Source organism: Bryocella elongata (assembly GCF_900108185.1).
Classification (GTDB): domain Bacteria; phylum Acidobacteriota; class Terriglobia; order Terriglobales; family Acidobacteriaceae; genus Granulicella; species Granulicella elongata.
The window spans coordinates 141,264-157,868 of the sequence record NZ_FNVA01000002.1; the positions used below are offsets into that span (position 1 = coordinate 141,264).

General features: G+C 61.4%; 15 protein-coding genes. 14 read left to right on the top strand and 1 reads right to left on the bottom strand.

From position 1 onward, the window contains the following. Positions 1–41 precede the first annotated feature (41 nt). The 13 genes from C4S68_RS06795 (at position 42) to C4S68_RS06855 (ending at position 14,293) form a co-directional block, all read left to right on the top strand. Positions 42–356 (top strand): L-rhamnose mutarotase, encoded by a 315-nt coding sequence (locus C4S68_RS06795; protein WP_103932313.1) that lies wholly within the window; start codon positions 42–44, stop codon positions 354–356. A gap of 140 nt (positions 357–496) precedes the next feature. After that, positions 497–2,023 (top strand): phytoene desaturase family protein, encoded by a 1,527-nt coding sequence (locus C4S68_RS06800; protein ID WP_103932314.1) that lies wholly within the window; start codon positions 497–499, stop codon positions 2,021–2,023. An 11-nt stretch (positions 2,024–2,034) separates the two neighbouring features. Beyond that, a complete protein-coding gene (locus tag C4S68_RS06805; RefSeq protein WP_103932315.1) occupies positions 2,035–3,477 on the top strand; it encodes an aldehyde dehydrogenase family protein in 1,443 nt (480 codons plus the stop codon). A 44-nt stretch (positions 3,478–3,521) separates the two neighbouring features. Further along, a complete protein-coding gene (locus tag C4S68_RS06810) occupies positions 3,522–5,027 on the top strand; it encodes a phytoene desaturase family protein (RefSeq protein WP_103932316.1) in 1,506 nt (501 codons plus the stop codon). A gap of 11 nt (positions 5,028–5,038) precedes the next feature. Then, on the top strand, positions 5,039–6,130 hold the full coding sequence (locus tag C4S68_RS06815; RefSeq protein WP_103932317.1) for a glycosyltransferase family 2 protein: 1,092 nt from the start codon (positions 5,039–5,041) through the stop codon (positions 6,128–6,130). After that, positions 6,127–6,582: a glycosyl-4,4'-diaponeurosporenoate acyltransferase CrtO family protein gene (locus C4S68_RS06820; protein WP_103932318.1), complete on the top strand. Its 456-nt coding sequence runs from the start codon at positions 6,127–6,129 to the stop codon at positions 6,580–6,582. Before C4S68_RS06815 ends, C4S68_RS06820 begins: the two co-directional genes overlap by 4 nt. 140 nt (positions 6,583–6,722) lie before the next feature. Then, positions 6,723–7,976: a sialidase family protein gene (locus C4S68_RS06825; protein ID WP_103932319.1), complete on the top strand. Its 1,254-nt coding sequence runs from the start codon at positions 6,723–6,725 to the stop codon at positions 7,974–7,976. Positions 7,977–8,065: 89 nt separating this feature from the next. Continuing rightward, positions 8,066–9,157, top strand: coding sequence for a four-carbon acid sugar kinase family protein (locus C4S68_RS06830; RefSeq protein ID WP_268807272.1), 1,092 nt, complete (start codon positions 8,066–8,068; stop codon positions 9,155–9,157). A 2-nt stretch (positions 9,158–9,159) separates the two neighbouring features. After that, positions 9,160–10,158 carry a 4-hydroxythreonine-4-phosphate dehydrogenase PdxA gene (gene pdxA / locus C4S68_RS06835; protein ID WP_103932321.1) on the top strand — a complete coding sequence of 333 codons (999 nt, stop codon included), beginning with the start codon at positions 9,160–9,162 and terminating at the stop codon, positions 10,156–10,158. Positions 10,159–10,167: 9 nt separating this feature from the next. Continuing rightward, positions 10,168–11,706, top strand: coding sequence for a sodium:solute symporter (locus C4S68_RS06840; RefSeq protein WP_103932322.1), 1,539 nt, complete (start codon positions 10,168–10,170; stop codon positions 11,704–11,706). Positions 11,707–11,730: 24 nt separating this feature from the next. Further along, a complete protein-coding gene (locus C4S68_RS06845; protein WP_103932323.1) occupies positions 11,731–12,525 on the top strand; it encodes an HpcH/HpaI aldolase family protein in 795 nt (264 codons plus the stop codon). Continuing rightward, positions 12,525–13,676: an iron-containing alcohol dehydrogenase gene (locus tag C4S68_RS06850; protein WP_103932324.1), complete on the top strand. Its 1,152-nt coding sequence runs from the start codon at positions 12,525–12,527 to the stop codon at positions 13,674–13,676. The genes C4S68_RS06845 and C4S68_RS06850 overlap by 1 nt, the downstream gene beginning before the upstream one ends. A gap of 68 nt (positions 13,677–13,744) precedes the next feature. After that, a complete protein-coding gene (locus tag C4S68_RS06855) occupies positions 13,745–14,293 on the top strand; it encodes an adenine phosphoribosyltransferase (RefSeq protein WP_103932325.1) in 549 nt (182 codons plus the stop codon). Between the two features lie 88 nt (positions 14,294–14,381). Here C4S68_RS06855 and C4S68_RS06860 read toward each other — a convergent pair whose 3' ends face one another. Further along, complete coding sequence (locus tag C4S68_RS06860; protein WP_103932326.1) at positions 14,382–15,656, bottom strand: GGDEF domain-containing protein; 1,275 nt, start codon at positions 15,654–15,656, stop codon at positions 14,382–14,384. 222 nt (positions 15,657–15,878) lie between these two features. Here C4S68_RS06860 and C4S68_RS06865 point away from each other — a divergent pair, with 222 nt between their 5' ends. Further along, entirely contained in the window at positions 15,879–16,568 is a 690-nt protein-coding gene (locus tag C4S68_RS06865) for an anthranilate synthase component II (protein WP_103932327.1), read from the top strand. Positions 16,569–16,605: the final 37 nt, after the last annotated feature.

Below are 16,605 nucleotides of genomic sequence, written 5' to 3' on the forward strand. Positions count from 1 at the left end.
GTGCGCAGCCGAGCTATGCCTGTTCGCCAAGGAGATCGTCGTTGCAGCGTGTCTGCTTCCTGCTAAGGGTTCGTCCCGAGAAGATCGAAGAATATCGGGAGGCGCACCGCCACGTCTGGCAGGAGATGCGTGAAGCCCTCACTCGCACCGGCTGGCACGACTACTCTCTCTTCCTCGCGCCGGATGGCCTCCTCGTCGGATATCTTCTCTGCGAGGACTTCCAGGCGTGCCTTGCCGGCATGCAGGCCGAAGAGATCAACGAGCGCTGGCAGACTAAGATGGCCCCATTCTTTCTCGCCAGCGGAAACGCAGACGACAACATGCATCCGCTGGAAGAGGTCTTCCACCTCGATTGACCCGCGCGGAGGCCTCGCCATGCGATGTTCGATACGGTTGAGGCCCCTTCTGTAGCTACTTCAACAGATGAAGCAAATCTTGCAGTATGGATACAAAGTTGTGGCTACACCCCACATTCGTTCCGTATCGTAAAGCTTGAATGCGAAAAAAGATCGCAGTGATTGGAGCTGGCCCGGGCGGGCTTGCGTCGGCCATGCTGCTGGCACGAAGAGGCTTTGAGGTTCAGGTCTACGAGAAGGCGGACCGGATCGGTGGCCGCACGGGAGAGATCGTCCTCGACGGCCAGTACCGCTTCGACATCGGCCCCACCTTCCTCATGATGAACTACGTCCTCGAAGAACTTTTCGAGGATGCGGGCCGGCGGATTGAGGACTACCTCGACATCCGTATGCTCGACCCCATGTATCGCCTCAGCTTTGAGCATGCGTCGATGCTGGTGCATTCGGACCCAGTTGCCATGAAGCGAGAGATCGAGCGCTGCTTCCCCGGGGAGGGCGCCGGCCTCGATCGCTTTCTCCGCGACGAAGAGATTCGCTTCCGCAAGCTCTATCCCTGCCTGCAGCGCGACTATGGTTCACTCTCCCGTTTCCTGAGCCCTACTCTTCTCACCGCACTGCCGCACATCGCGCTGGGCCGGTCTCTGTATGACGTGCTTTCGGGTTACTTCCGCAGCGAAGAGCTGCGCCTCTCCTTTACCTTCCAGTCAAAGTATCTCGGTATGTCGCCCTGGGACTGTCCCGGCCTCTTCGCCATGATTCCGTACACCGAGCACGCGCACGGTGTCTTCCACGTCATGGGAGGCCTTACGCAGATTCCCCAGGCGTTCGCGAAGATCGCAAGGGAAGAGGGCGCGAAGATCCATACGAGTTGTGGGGTGAAGGAGGTTCTTCGCAACGGCCGCACGGTCACGGGGCTCCTGCTTGAGAACGGCGAGCACGTGGACTGTGACGAGGTCGTGATGAACGCCGACTTCGGCCACGCGATGGCCACACTCTTTCCCGGCCAGGATCTCGGCAAGTACGCCGCGCCCTCGCTTGAGAAGAGACCCTTCTCCTGCTCGACGCTGATGATCTATCTCGGAATCGACCGGACCTTTCCGGACATCGAGCATCATACGATCTTCTTTGCAGAGGACTATCGGCGCTGCCTTGAGGACATCACGAAGCACAAGACTGTCTCGGAAGAACTGTCGGTCTACGTGCGCAACTCCGCGCCGCTCGATCCGTCCTGTGCGCCGGAAGGCCACTCAGCGCTCTATATCCTTCTGCCGGTCCCCAACAATACCTCGGGCATCGACTGGTCTGTTCAGGCGCCGATCTATCGTGAGCAGGTGCTCGATCTGATTGCGAAGCGAAGCGGCTATGGTGACCTCCGGCCGCACATCACTGCTGAGCGTATGATCACGCCGGCGGACTGGGAGCGGTCCGGTGTGTTTCTCGGGGCCACTTTCAACATGGGCCATAGCTGGGACCAGATGCTCTACTTCCGTCCCCATAATCGCTTCGAGCTCTTCGACAACCTCTACCTGGTCGGCGGGGGGACCCATCCCGGCAGCGGCCTGCCGACGATCTTCGAGTCCGCACGCATCTCCTCCAACCTCATCTGCGACCGCTACAAGGTCCCGCATCCTGAGCCCAGGCCCTTTCACGCGGAGCTCGCGTACTAGGACTCCACCGCATGCTAACTCGCATCGATGCCGCTCGTTCCGCGCAACAACGCTGGGCTGCGCTCAGCGTGCGGGAGCGTGCACGTCGACTGCTTCCATTGCGGCGCGTACTCGCCGCGCGCATGGACGAAGTCATTGCGACCATCTCTAGTGAGGTGGGCAAGCCGCCACTGGATGCTCTGTCCGGAGACGTCATGGTGGTGCTCGAACACCTCCGCTGGTGCGAGAAGAACGCCGCTCGGGTGCTGGCCACGCGTCGCGTCGGAGCTCCTGCACTTCTCTACACTGGCTGCACCTTTACGGAGAGCGAAGAGCCCTACGGAGTCGCGCTCGTGCTCGCGCCCTGGAACTACCCGCTGCAACTCTCGCTGGTCCCTGCGACCACCGCGCTCTTCGCAGGCAATTCGGTGATGCTCAAATGCTCCGAGTTCACGCCGAAGCTGGCGGCGCTCATCGAAGACTGCGTGCATCAGGCCGGGCTTCCGGAAGGCCTGCTCAGCGTCAGCGCCGGCGGTGCGAATGAGGGGAAAGCTCTTCTCGATGCTGGCCCGGACCTCGTGTTCTTCACGGGCTCAAGCCACGTCGGGCGCAGTGTCGCAGAGCGTGCAGCAGCGCGGCTCATCCCTTGCGTGCTGGAACTCGGCGGCAAAGACCCGTGCCTCGTCTTCGCCTCCGCTCCCATCGAACGGGCGATAGAAGGCGTGTGCTATGCCGCCTTCTCCAATGCCGGCCAGGTCTGCGTGGGAGCGAAGCGTCTCTACGTCGAGCAATCCATCTTCGAGAGCTTCCTCTCGCGTTTCGTCGCTCGCGCCAGGCAGCTTCGCATCGGGTCCGATCTCGCAAGCGATATGGGCCAAGTACGCATTGCGCCGTTGCGCGAATCCCTCGCGGCGTGGGTCGCAGACGCCATCGCAGGGGGAGCGACCCTGCATACTCCGTTCGATCCGACGTCCGAAAACATCGGGCCGCTCGTCTTCACCAGCGTGGCTCGGGACTCGCACATCCGCGGGGAAGAAACCTTTGGCCCAATCGTATGGCTTGAGCCCTTTGACGGCGAGCGCGATGCCATGGCGCGCGCCAATGACTCGCCCTTCGCACTTGCCGCTTCCATCTTCACCGGCGATAGCGCGCAGGCGGATCGCATCGCATCGCAGCTCAATGCAGGCGGCGTAAGCATCAACGATGCCATCCGGCAGGTAGGCAATCCGGTTGCCGCGTTCGGCGGCAATCGCGCCAGCGGCTATGGTCGTTACCACGGCGAGTGCGGGCTGCGTGCGTTCTCGCGAGTCAAGACGCGAATGATTACGTCCGGCAAGGGAACGCACGAGCGCCACTGGTTTCCGGCTTCGGCAAAGACCTTCCGGGAGCTGCAGGCGGTCCTTCAGCTGCGCCACGGTACGGGTTCGCTGGCCGGTCGGTTGAAGGCTCTGGTTAGCGCATCTCTCTCGAAGTAGCAGGACGTTGGAATCACGAGGCGATTGAGGATCAATGAAGGTCTATGAGCAGTAAGCAGGGACAGCGGGTGGTTGTCATTGGTGCCGGCCTCGGAGGCATGTCGGCGGCGATTCAACTGGCGCGGGCCGGCTTCTCCGTCGATCTGCTCGAAAAGAACGACAAGGTCGGCGGCAAGCTCAACGTTCACGAGGAAGCAGGCTTCTCCTTCGATCTTGGTCCCTCGATCTTCACGTTGCCGCAGATGTTCCGGCCCGTCTTCGAAGGCGATGGCAAACGGCTCGAAGATTACATCCATCTCGAGCGAGTCGATCCGCAATGGCGCAACTTCTTCGAAGACGGCACAGTCGTGGACCTGTGGGAGAGCACCGACCGCATGCGCCCTGAGCTGGAACGCTTCGGCCCCGAAGCCTTCGAGGACTACCAACGCTTCGTTCAGCACTCCAAGCTGCAATATGACATCACCGAGCGAGGCTACTTTCAGCATGGCCTCGATGGCTTCTGGGAGTTCATCCGCTTCTACGGCCTCAAGGGCGCCGATGGCCTGGACTTCATGGGCACCATGGCGGGCGGTATCTCGAAGCGCGTACGCAATCCTTACCTGCGCGACATCCTCGAGTACTTCATTAAGTATGTGGGCAGCTCGGCCTATGACGCGCCCGGCTTCATGAACCTGATGCCCAACATCCAGCTCGAGTTCGGCCTGTGGTACGTACGCGGTGGCCTCTATGAACTCGCCCGTGCGTTCGAGCGTCGGCTCGCGGAGGTGGGTGTGCGCCTTCACCTCAATCATCGTGTCACCTCGATCGACAAGAGCGTTGGCCGGGTCACGGGAGTGCGGGCGATCGACGCAGAAGGCCTGGAGCATACGCTCCCAGCGGAGTTCGTCGTCTCCAACATGGAGGTGATTCCCGCGCATGAGCAGCTATTGAACGCTTCGCCCCGCAAGATGCGCAGCCTGCAGCGCTTTGAGCCCGCATGCTCGGGCATCGTCCTGCATCTCGGGCTCGATCGCATCTATCCGCAGCTTGCGCATCACAACTTTTTCTATGCGAAGGACCAGAAGCATCACTTCCACCGTGTCTTTCGCGAAAAGCTGTTGCCCGACGATCCTACGATCTACCTCGTCGCGCCCACACGCACCGACCCCACGCAGGCGCCTCCGGGCTGTGACAACATCAAGATCCTTCCGCACATCCCTTACATCAACGACAAGCATCCGTTCACCCGCGAGGACTGTGTCTCGCTGAAGGAACTCTGCCTCGACAAGCTGGAGCGCATGGGGCTGACTGACCTGCGCAAGCACATCGTCGTCGAAGACTTCTGGACGCCATTCGATATCCAGGAGCGTTATCTCTCCAATAAGGGATCGATCTATGGGGTCGTCTCTGACCGGCGTCGCAACTTCGCTTTCAAAGCACCCAAGCAGAGCAAGGAATTCAGCAACCTCTACTTCGTCGGAGGGAGTGTGAATCCCGGCGGAGGCATGCCCATGGTGACGCTTTCAGGAACCCTCGTGGCGCGCCGGATCATCGAGCAGGCGAAAGCGTAGGCTGATCCTGCATGGTCTTCTACTATCTTGCGTCTCTCGCTGGTGTGCCCGCAGGATGGTTGCTGTTCCGCAACGCACGCACACTGCCCGGGGCCATCGCGAACGGTAAGTCGCATAACGTAAGCCTGATCATTCCTGCACGCAACGAAGAGGCGACGCTGCCTACGTTGCTGCGCTCCCTTCGCGAAGGCACGGTGCAGCCCGCAGAGATCATCGTTGTCGACGACCATTCGTCCGACCGCACCGCAGAGATCGCGCGTGGCTTCGGCGCGAAGGTGATCGCCGCTGCGCCATTACCGCCGGGTTGGACAGGGAAGACGTGGGCCTGCGCGCAAGGCGCTCGAGCGGCCGCTGGAACGACCTTGCTCTTCCTCGATGCCGATACGATGCTGGCACCTGATGGCCTTGCGAGAATCCTCAACACATACTGGGCGTTGCAACCGCCCTCTGCCTTGTCGGTGCTGCCGTTCCATGCGATGCAGCGCGCCTACGAGCAGCTCTCGCTCTTCTTCAATCTCATCATGGCCGCGGGCGCCGGAGGCTTCAGTGGCTTCGTCGAGCCCGAACTCTTCGGTCAGTCGCTGATGATCGACCGCGACCTCTATCAAGCTGTTGGAGGACACGAGTCGGTGCGACAACACGTTCTCGAGAACCTGCACATGGCCGCACACATTCGCGAGGCAGGCCGCAAGACCATCACTGCAGTCGGCCAAGGCTCCCTCTCGATGTGCATGTTTCCCGGAGGCACAAGTCAGCTCGTCGAAGGGTGGACGAAGGGCTTCGCCGCTGGAGCTGCAAGCACTCCCCGAAGCACGGTCTGGCTGATCAGCCTCTGGATCGCAGGGCTCGCTTTGTCGGCGATCAACCTGCTCGCCGCGACTGTCTCTGTGCCCACCTCGATTGCGAGCCGGTGCATTGCGCTTCTTGTCTACGTCGTGTTCGCGACGCAGATCTTCGTCTTGTCGCACCGTTTCGGCAGCTTCAAATTCTGGGCAGCGCTTGTCTACCCGGTCTTTCTCGCGTTTTACCTCGCGGTCTTTGCACGATCGGTATTGCTTCGTCGGCGCGGCACGGGCGCCACGTGGAAGGGACGGTCGTTGTGAAGTTCGGAATCCTCCTTGCAAACGTGTTGGGCTTCCCTATGCTGCAACTCACCGTCGCGTGGATCTTCGTTCGCCTGCCCGATAGCATCTTCGCAAGGCCGGGCAGCGCCGTATCTCCCACCGAAGCACACTTCTACCGTGACGTGGCTCGCATTCGCCAATGGAAGCGACTCCTGCCATCCGGCGGCCGGTGGGTTGGATCAACGTTCACTTACGAAACCGCGTTGCTTGCTGGATCACCCGGCCGCCGCCGCTTCCTGCTGGAGACGAGGCGGTCAGAAGCCGCACACTGGACGTCTGTGCTCGCGACCTCCGTCTTTCTCCTCTGGAACCCTCCATGGGCCGGTGCTGTGATGCTCGCAGCGGGAGCCATCTTCAACGTGCCTTGCCTCGTCGTGCAGCGCTACAATCGCGCTGCACTGCAGCGGGGACTCTGCCGCCGTTCGGAATAAAGCGCGCAGGAATCCGGCATGCGGACTGAAACTCCCATGTCACAGATAAAATCGACTCCAGCCATCGCTCCAGCCAATCACGCTCGCCTGCGCTAAGGCTGCAACAGAAGGGAGCGGAATTGCCTCCGCACACTGCATCGATGACGATTCGTCCAATCCGTGCTCGCGCACTTGGTGGCCTGGGGCTCTTGTTCAGCGCGATGTTGCTCGCCGCAAACGCCGCAGCCCAGGCTGCAGCCGCACCTGCTGCATCATCGACGATGAAGCCCCTCGTAGATCCGAGCATCGTCGCGCAGGCAGATGGCATCGTGCGCGTCGACAAAGCAGATCCACAGCTGCGTTACGCCTTTCTTCCCATCGTCTTCCCCAGCTCTCACGCTTCCAATCTGATGCAGCTCCGCAACGGCGATCTTTTGTGCGTGTGGTTCTCCGGTAGCTGGGAAGGCGAGAGCGGCGTAGCGATTGTGCTCTCGCGTCTGGACCATGGATCGAAGCGGTGGAGTAAGCCAATCATCATCGATCACCACGACGGCCAGTCATATCAAAACCCCATGTTGTTCGAGGCTCCGGACGGTGTCCTGCACCTCTATCACACCACCCAACCCTCCAACGGTGGCGAGAATCAGGCCCGCGTGCTTGAGGTGCTTTCGCACGATGGTGGCCACACGTGGTCCCAGCCCAGGCAGTTGCTCGAGCGTGCGGGCGCCTTCACGCGCCACCCCATGGTCGTGCTCCCTGATGGCAGGTGGTTGCTGCCGCTCACCGTGATGACGAGTGAAGGCATCGGCTCCGGTGCAGACACCAACTACTCCGTCATGGATATCAGCGCCGATCATGGATCAACATGGACTGAATGCGCCGTGCCGCACAGTGAAGCCCTGGTGCAGCCGACCCTCGTGGAGGTTGTGCCGCACAAGTGGATTTCGCTCTTCCGCGACCGCCGTTCGATGTGGATGTACCGCAGCGAGTCTTCAGACGGTTGCAAGTGGAGCGAGCCCACAAAGATCGCGCTCCCCAACAACAATGCATCAACGCAGATGATTCGCTTGAAGGACGGACATCTCGCTCTGGTCTTCGACAATACGAGCAAGACATTCGGCGAACCTGCATCGCAAGCGCGCAAGCCTCTGTCGATTGCCATCTCTACCGATAATGGGGAGACGTGGTCCGCAGTCAGGGACATCGAGACCGGACGCATAGGCTATGGTTCGCTCGAAAGCAAGCCGCACATCCCGGGGCGTGAAGAGTACTCGTATCCAAGCGTCTTCCAGACACGTGATGGGCGCATCCACGTCAGCTTCACCTTTCGCAGGCAGACGATCAAGGACGTGAGCTTTCCTGAAAGTTGGGTAGCTGCGGGATCGACCCAGGGGCAATACCGACCTTCACGTTAGGCTATACGGCACGTGAGGCGAGAGGACGATTGTTGATCAGCACCCACGATCGAAGCAGCGCGGACGGCCCTAGCAGTCTCCAGCTCGTGATGCTCGCCGATGACCTCACCGGCGCCTGTGATGCTGCAGCTCCGTTTGCAATGAGAGGCCTCCGCACGGAGGTGGGCATCGCCCGCAACGCTACGCGATCCTCAGAATGTCAGGTCTGGTCATGCAGCTCCGAGTCACGAGAAGCCAACGCAAGCTCTGTGGAGCCTATGCTCGCGCGCGTTCTCGGACGCATTCCTCCTGCTGCCGCCTTCTTCAAGAAGGTGGACTCAGTCTTTCGGGGCAACACGTTTGCGGAAGTGGCGAGCGTACGTCGACTTCGCCCTGAGCGGACGGCCATTCTCGCGCCAGCGTTCCCAGCCGCTGGCCGCCTGGTGAAAGATGGCGTCCTCGAGATTCAGGATCTGAGCGGTACACGAAGTCTCAGGCTGATCGAGAAGCTTCGCGATCAGGGGCTCACGGTACATCACATCACGGCGAGTTGCGATGCCGACGAGCTTCGCTGCCAGCTCGCAGACGACGCAGGATCTGAGGGCTCCGTAATTCTTTACGATGCCACCGTGCAGCTCCATCTCGACGCTCTGGTCAACGCGGCCGACGCGCTCGAAGCCCCTCTGTGGATCGGCTCTGCGGGGCTCGCGCATGCGATTGCAGAGAGTTTCAGCTCAGGCTCAACAGCAATCGAACCCCGCGTCGACACCCTTCCGCAGACGACGAATGCTCTGCTCTACTTCGTAGGCAGCACGCACCCTGTGACCCGCGCGCAGGTCGAAGCTCTCGCACAGCATCGCGAGCGCATGCCAAATATCCAGGTGATCGATGTGCCCCGCGGGCCTGCCGCGAGAGACCTCATCCTCGACGCAGTATGGGGGCTTCGGTCCGAGACGATCTCATGCCTTTTCGTTACAGGAGGCGATACGGCGTCGGCGGTCTTTGCAGCGCTTGGCATCACCGCTCTTCGCGTGGTGGACGAGTTCGCGCCCGGGCTGCCGCATTGCCACGCGATCGGCGGGAGATTCGATGGAGTTCCCGTGCTGCTCAAGTCCGGCGGCTTTGGGGAAGCTTCAGGTCTGTGTGACATCGCGGAGCGCTTCGCGCCGATGCCGGCGCATGTCGGAAGGAGTTCGTTGTGAGCATGGACAAGGCACTGCCGCGTATCGCGGTGACGTTGGGAGATCCCGCAGGTGTTGGCGTCGAGGTGACGTTGAAGGCGCTGCAGGACGTGGCTCTGCAGCAGGCCGCGCGATGGCTGATTCTCGGCGACGCAGCTACGTTGCGCGCTGGAGAACGTGTGACTGCCATTAGCCTTGGTGACCTCGGGCCCGGCGTCTCCTTCATCGATTGCGGACAGCTCGACAACGCTGCCGAAGTGGAGTTTGGTGCGCTGCGCGCTGAATATGGCAAGGCCGCAGCGGCTTATGTCCACGACGCCACATTGATGTGCCTCAACGGCGAAGCGGACGCGATGGTCACCGCGCCGCTCAACAAGGAAGCCGTGGCCCTCAGCGGGATGCACTTCACCGGGCACACCGAATACATCGCCGAGCTCTGCGGCGCGACCGATTCGCGGATGCTCCTCGCAGGCCGCAAGCTCAGCGTGGTGCACGTCTCCACGCACACCAGCCTCCGCAACGCGTGCAATCTCGACCGCGATCGCATCATCCGAACCATTGAGCTTGGCAATGATGCGATGAAGCTGCTGGGACACGCGCGGCCCCGCATCGCTGTCTGCGGACTCAATCCGCACGCGGGGGAGCATGGGCTCTTCGGCAGTGAAGATGCGGATATCATCGCGCCTGCCGTGGAAGCCTGTCGCGCGATGGGGATCCAGTGCGAAGGCCCCGTCGCTCCGGACACCATCTTCTTCCGCGCCGCCAATGGTTCGCACGATCTCATCGTGGCGATGTATCACGATCAGGGCCACATTCCGATGAAGCTTCTGGACTTCGAAGCGACGGTGAATACATCCCTGGGAATCCCCATCATTCGCACATCGGTCGACCATGGCACGGCCTTCGACATTGCCGGAAAGAACATCGCCGGCGAAGCCAACATGCAGGCCGCAATGCGCATGGCGCTCACCATGGCGGAGCATCGCATCGCCAGGTCTGCGCAGGATACGGTGAGCGCTTAGAGCGCAAACATGCGAGCCCTCGACCTCGTTGTCATCGCTGCATATCTCATCGCGTTAGTCGGCATCGGTGCGCGCTTTGCACGGCGTCAGCGAACGACGGAAGAGTACTTCGTGGGTGGCCGCTCCGTGCCGGGCTGGGCGATGGGCCTCTCGCTGCTCGCGACCATCATCACGAGCGTCACGTTCATCGCTTATCCCGGTGCGGCCTACGCTGGGGACTGGTCGCTGCTGGTCCCGGGCATCATGTTCGTTGCGATGCTGGGCATCGTCGGCTCAGTCGTCGTGCCTTTCTTTCGCAGCGTCGTCCGCATGAGCGCGTATGAGTACTTTGGCCTGCGCTTTGGCTCGGGCGTGCGTCTCTACGCCTCAGCCACCTTCGCGATCGGGCACTTCTCGAAGATGGGCTTCGTGTTTTATCTACTCTCGCTTACGTTGAGCGGCATGCTCGGCTGGCCCGTCGATCGCATCATCTTCCTGACCGCTGCGATCACCGTTCTTTACACGCTGCTTGGCGGTGTTGAGGCCGTCGTGTGGAGCGATGTGCTGCAGGGCTTCGTACTTTGGGTCGGTATCCTTGTCTCGCTCGGCTTCCTTCTCTTCCTTCCTAAGCAAGGGCCCGGAGCTGCACTCGGGATGGCATGGCATGCGCACAAGATGAGCCTCGGCAGTACCGCGTTGCGCTTCGACAAGCCGACCATCATCGTGCTCGTGATCTACGGATTCTTCTTCTACGTGCAGAAGTACACCGCGGACCAGACCGTGGTGCAGCGATATCTGCTCGCGCGAACGGATCGCAGTGCACTGCGTGGCATCGCCCTGGGAGCGGCTTTGTGCCTGCCGGTATGGACGGCCTTCATGCTCATTGGTTCGCTGCTATGGAGTTTCTACAAGCTCACCGGCGAAACTCTGCCCAAGGGACTGAAGCCTGATCAGGTTTTTCCTCACTTCCTACTCACACATATCCCACCTGGGCTTGCGGGGCTCTTCATCGCTGCGCTCCTCGGGTCTGCCATGGCAATGCTGGCCTCCGATATGAACTGCCTCGCGGTGATTGGTGTGGAAGACTTCTACGCTCTCGCGCGACCCCGCAGCACGGACCGCGAGCGATTACGGGTCGGCCGCATCCTCGTGGTGTTCAGCGGCTTTGCTGCAGCGGGTGTCGCAGAGGTTCTTGCGCACACGCATGGCAGTGCCCTGGCGCTCTACTACACGGTGACGGCGATCGTTGCGGGAGGTCTTGCAGGCCTCTTCCTGCTGGGATTCCTCGTGCCTCGTGCGACGAAGGCCGGAGCCATCGCGGGCATTCTCGCAAGCCTTGCCATGACATTCTGGGCTGTCTTCACTGAGGGCGGGAAGATCCTCGATCTGGGTCGCTGGAACTATCGCTGGCACGACTATCTTGTCGGCGCGATCGGCCATGTGCTGCTGCTCGTGGTGGGCATCGCTGTGAGCTATTTCGCTCCCGGTGCGCCACGCGGTGTAGATCTCACACTCTCAGGCTGGCGCGCAGGCCACGCGGCAAGAGACGAAGCATCGATCGCGCATTAGTTGTTGGAATCTTCGGAGGCAAGGATGACAAATCGTCTACACGCAGCACTCGCCAAGTCTGAGAACACACCGCTCATCGGCGCGGCCTGTTACTTCTATGATCCCATCTTTCTTGAGATGGCGATTCTCATGGGCTTCAAGGTCATCTGGATCGAGATGGAGCATGGACACATCACCTTCGCCGAAGCCGCGGATCTTTGCCGCATGGCGGCAGGGCATGACGTGCTCACGATGATCCGCATCGCCGACACACGCCGCGAGAACATCCTCAAGGCCTGCGAGTGCGGCCCCGACATGATCGATGTGCCTATGGTCGATACGCCGGAGACTGCAGCGGAGCTTGTGCACTTCGCACGCTATCCCACGGAGGGCGGTCGAGGGGCCTTCGGCATCTCGCGCTCGCTTCGCTATGGCCTCGTCGACAGCCTCGCCGAGGCGCAGAAGCAGTTGAACGAAGAGCTGAGCCTGCTTGTGCAGATCGAGACGAAGGAAGCGCTCGCACGCGTCGACGAGATAGCGGCGGTGCCTAACGTTGACATCTTCATCGGCCCGGCGGATCTCGCGGCGTCCCTCGGCCTCGCCGGGCAGACAGCGCATGCCGAAGTGCAGGCGGCTTGCACACGGATCGTGGAGTCGGCGAAGCGTCACGGCAAGAAGGTCGTTACCGCATGCGCGCCCGCAGACTTTCCCTTCTGGGCAAAGCTCGGCATCGATGTCCTCTTCGCGATCAACGACATCAGCGCCCTGCGTGCGGGCGCGAAGGTGGCCCTTGACGCAGCGAAGAAGGCCATCGCCGAGCAGGGATCGGGAGCAGCGTGATGCGAACGATCACGCTTCTCCAGCCCCGGCGGCTTGTCTTTGGTTCAGGCTGCTTCACGAATGCGTGTGAGTATCTCGCCGCGCTCCCACAGACGCATGTGCACATCATCACCTCACCTTCATTGGCCGGGCATGCCAGGAACATTGCGGGGCGCCTTGCGGAATCAGGCAAGTCCGTCAGCATCGATGGCTCGGTCGCGAAGGAACCCACCATCGCTTTGTTCTATGAAGCTGTGGCGACGGCCCTCGAGGCCCATGCTGATTGCGTGCTGGGCCTTGGCGGTGGCAGTGCGCTCGATCTCGCCAAGCTTGTCGCCGCGTTTGTCTCCTCTTCGCAACGCGTCGAAGATGCCTTCGGCATCGGTCTGCTCAAGGGGCGCTCCTGCCATCTCGTCTGTATGCCAACGACAGCTGGCACAGGCAGCGAAGTCTCTCCCAATGCGATCCTGCTCGACGAAGCCGCTGCCCTGAAGAAGGGTGTTATCAGCGAGTTTCTTGTGCCCGACGCCTCCTTCATCGATCCGGAGCTGGCACGCAACGTTCCGGCGCTCGTCACTGCGTTCACCGGTCTCGATGCCCTGACGCATTGCCTCGAAGCGTACACCAACAAGTTCGCGCATCCACTGATCGATACCTATGCGCTGCAGGGGATTCGCTTGTGTGCGAGGCATCTGGTCGCAGCTGTAAGCGACGGGACAAACCTTGAAGCCCGCGAGGGCATGGCGCTCGCCAGCCTCAACGGAGGTCTTTGCCTCGGCCCCGTGAACACGGCCGCCGTGCACGCTCTGGCATATCCGCTCGGCGGCGAATTTCATGTGCCCCATGGGCTGTCGAATGCGGTGCTGCTTCCGGAGGTCTTCCGCTTCAACGCGGCGGCAACGCCCGCGCGTCACGCGCAGGTGGCTCTCGCGCTTGGAGCGGAACGCAAGGGAACGGCGATGGAGACCGCGTTGGAAGGGGCGCGTCTGCTCGAGGAGCTATCGCGTGCGTGCGGGCTCTCAGCGGACCTGTCGTCCTACGGCGTCACCCGCGACAGCATTCCCCGCATGGCCTCGGCAGCCCTCACCGTGCAGCGTTTGCTCAGGAACAATCCTCGCGAGCTCACCCAGGCAGATGCCGAGCGGATCTACGGACAAGCCCTGTTCAGGTAGGAATCTCCGGCGACCTCTACAATAGAAGGGTTGCGCTGAATCAAAGCGAAGGAGTCCGTACACCCCTCATGTCGACTGAGTCGAAGGTCATCAACTGCGAGCCGCTCAAGAGCCTCATCCGTTCCGTTCCCGATTTTCCCAAGTCCGGCATCCTCTTCTACGACATCACTACGTTGCTGAAGGATAAGGCTGGCTTCGCGGAACTGATCGATGCGTTCGCGCAGTACTACATCGGAAAGCAGATTGACCTGGTGCTTGGCATCGAGGCTCGCGGCTTCATCTTTGGACCCGCGCTGGCGTATCGCCTCAACGCAGGCTTCGTTCCCGTGCGTAAGCCCGGCAAGCTTCCCGCCGAGACCATCACGGTCAAGTATGACCTCGAGTATGGTTCCGACTCACTGCAGATCCACAAGGACGCCATCGCCCCAGGCCAGCGAGTGATCATTGTCGATGACCTGCTCGCCACCGGCGGCACGATGCAGGCAACGATCGACCTCGTAAAGCAGATGGGGGGCGAAGTTGCCGGCATCGCCGTTGCGATCGAGCTGGACTTCCTCAAGGGCCGCAATCGCTTCCCGGAGTATGACGTCTGCTCGCTTCTGCACTACGACGACTAGAGCCGGAATCTGCTGAAAGCCACGAACACAGAAAAGACAAGTGGGGTGATCTCGCCGAGATCACCCCGCTTGTACTTGTTGAATTTGCTTAGCGCGCGCTGTGGCGCGGGAACACCGCGACGTCGGAGCCTTCCCGCTTGACCGGAATCGGCATCGGCGCAGGGCCGGCCGGGCGTGCCTCGTGGGGTTTCTGGAAGACGGTGATGACACGATTGCGGCCCTGGGCCTTCGCTTGATAGAGGCAGGCATCCGCGCGTTCGACCATGGACTGCACGTTGTCAACAGGGCCAACGTAGGTCGCCACGCCGATGCTGGCAGTCACGCGAACGGCCTCAAAAGCCTCTTCCTTGCGGGTCTCTCGTGCCGGCAGCAGGATACGTGCGATGCTCGCGCGCACACGCTCTGCGACGAGTAGAGCGGCCTCTGCGGACGCATGCGGAAGCAATACGGCAAACTCCTCACCACCCCAGCGTCCCAGCACATCGATACCGCGAACCGAGTCCTGCATCTTCTCAACCGCAGCACACAGGGCTTCGTCTCCCGTCTGGTGCCCATAGCGATCGTTGATGTGCTTGAAGCGATCGAGGTCGACCATCAGGATCGAGAAGGGGCTCTCGTTGCGGCGGCTGCGTTCCAGCTCGCGCTCGCACCACATCAGGAAGACGCGGCGGTTGTAGATGCGCGTCAACGGGTCGGTGGATGCCATCTGCTCGAGCCCCGACGTCAGGATGGTGGTTGCCATCCAGAACAGGCCGAAGCCGACGGCGACGATCATTCCAATGTGAACGAGAATCGTCGCGGCGATGGGCGCGCGTCCCGCCGTCGATGGCGGGAAGATGTGCAACACCATCGTGATGCTGCGCAACGCAATGACCAGGGCGAAGAGGTACATCGTCACCGCGACATAGCGAGAAGGCAGCCGGGTCTCGCGGTTGGCCTGGCCGTAAAGCAACGTCGCTGTTTGGCAGGCCTGGATGACCTCCAGCAGGCGAAGGGCTGATGCGATCACATCCGGCGTGTGCCAGCGGATCAGCGAGAAGATCGTGATGACGACCTGAATCGACAGCAGCGTGACGCCGAGCTTCGGGATCCGGACCTTCGCGTCGATCATCTCCAGGACGGCAACCTGCATCAACACCAGCGCGCCGAGGCAGAGAATACCCGCGCCAGCAGCGCCAAATTTTACAGGCAAATATGCGGCCAGGAGGAGTGCCGAACAGCTGCCGCTTCCTGCTGCGAATGCAGCTCCCACCCAACCCATCCCTCGGAGGAGAGGATTGCTGATGCGCACGGCCAGCAGGCCCGCGCTGCCTCCAGCGAGTAGTACGGCTCCGAGAATGAGGACAACTTCTAATGCGGACATCAGAACAATCTGCTCAGAAACCAGGGATGGGTGCTACTCAAGGGGCTCGGACTGTAGAGTGGGCCTCCCCACTGTTATCAATCGTTTCTGCTCAAACCACCACAACACGGAAGTGGTACAGCGGCCCCGCAAGAGGTTGATTTGCGTACCGCCTCTGGCGATACGTTCAGTCTTGTCTCAAAGCGGGACATTGTGGCGCTGCAGGCATATCCTAGGAACAGTATGGTTTTCGTGCTCGACAACTACGATTCGTTTACCTACAACCTCGTGCAATACATCGGCGAGCTTGGCGCGGCTGACACCCCCAAAGCGGTGGAAAAGCAGCACCTTCGGGGTAACAAAGCTGGTGCTGGTGGGGCGTCGGGCACCAGTTTGTCTGAAATCTGCCGCGAAATTGTCGTCAAGCGAAACGATGAAGTGACCCCGGAGCAGATCGTGGCCATGCGGCCGGACCGCATCCTCCTTTCGCCCGGGCCTTGCACCCCGCAGGACGCGGGCATCCTCGTCCCGCTGATCGAGCACCTCGCCACTCTTCCGGCTGACGAGCAGATTCCCGTTCTGGGCGTCTGCCTCGGGCACCAGGCCATCGGAGCGGCCTTCGGCGGCGATGTCATCCGTGCTCCGAAGCTGATGCACGGCAAGACCAGCCCCGTCGTCCACGACAATCGCTCTGTCTTCCGCGATCTCCCCCAGCCCATGACCTGCACCCGGTATCACTCGCTGATCGTGGCGGAGGAGTCCCTGCCCGCGGAGCTCGAAGTCTCCGCCTGGACCGAGGCCAGTGGCGACGAGAAGCCCATCATCATGGGCCTGCGCCACCGCACGCTGCCCATCGAAGGCGTGCAGTTCCACCCGGAGAGCGTCCTCACCGACCACGGCAAGCGGCTGATCGAGAACTTCCTGAAGCAGTAACCACCGTTCGGCCCTACGACCGTCATTCCGAGCGACC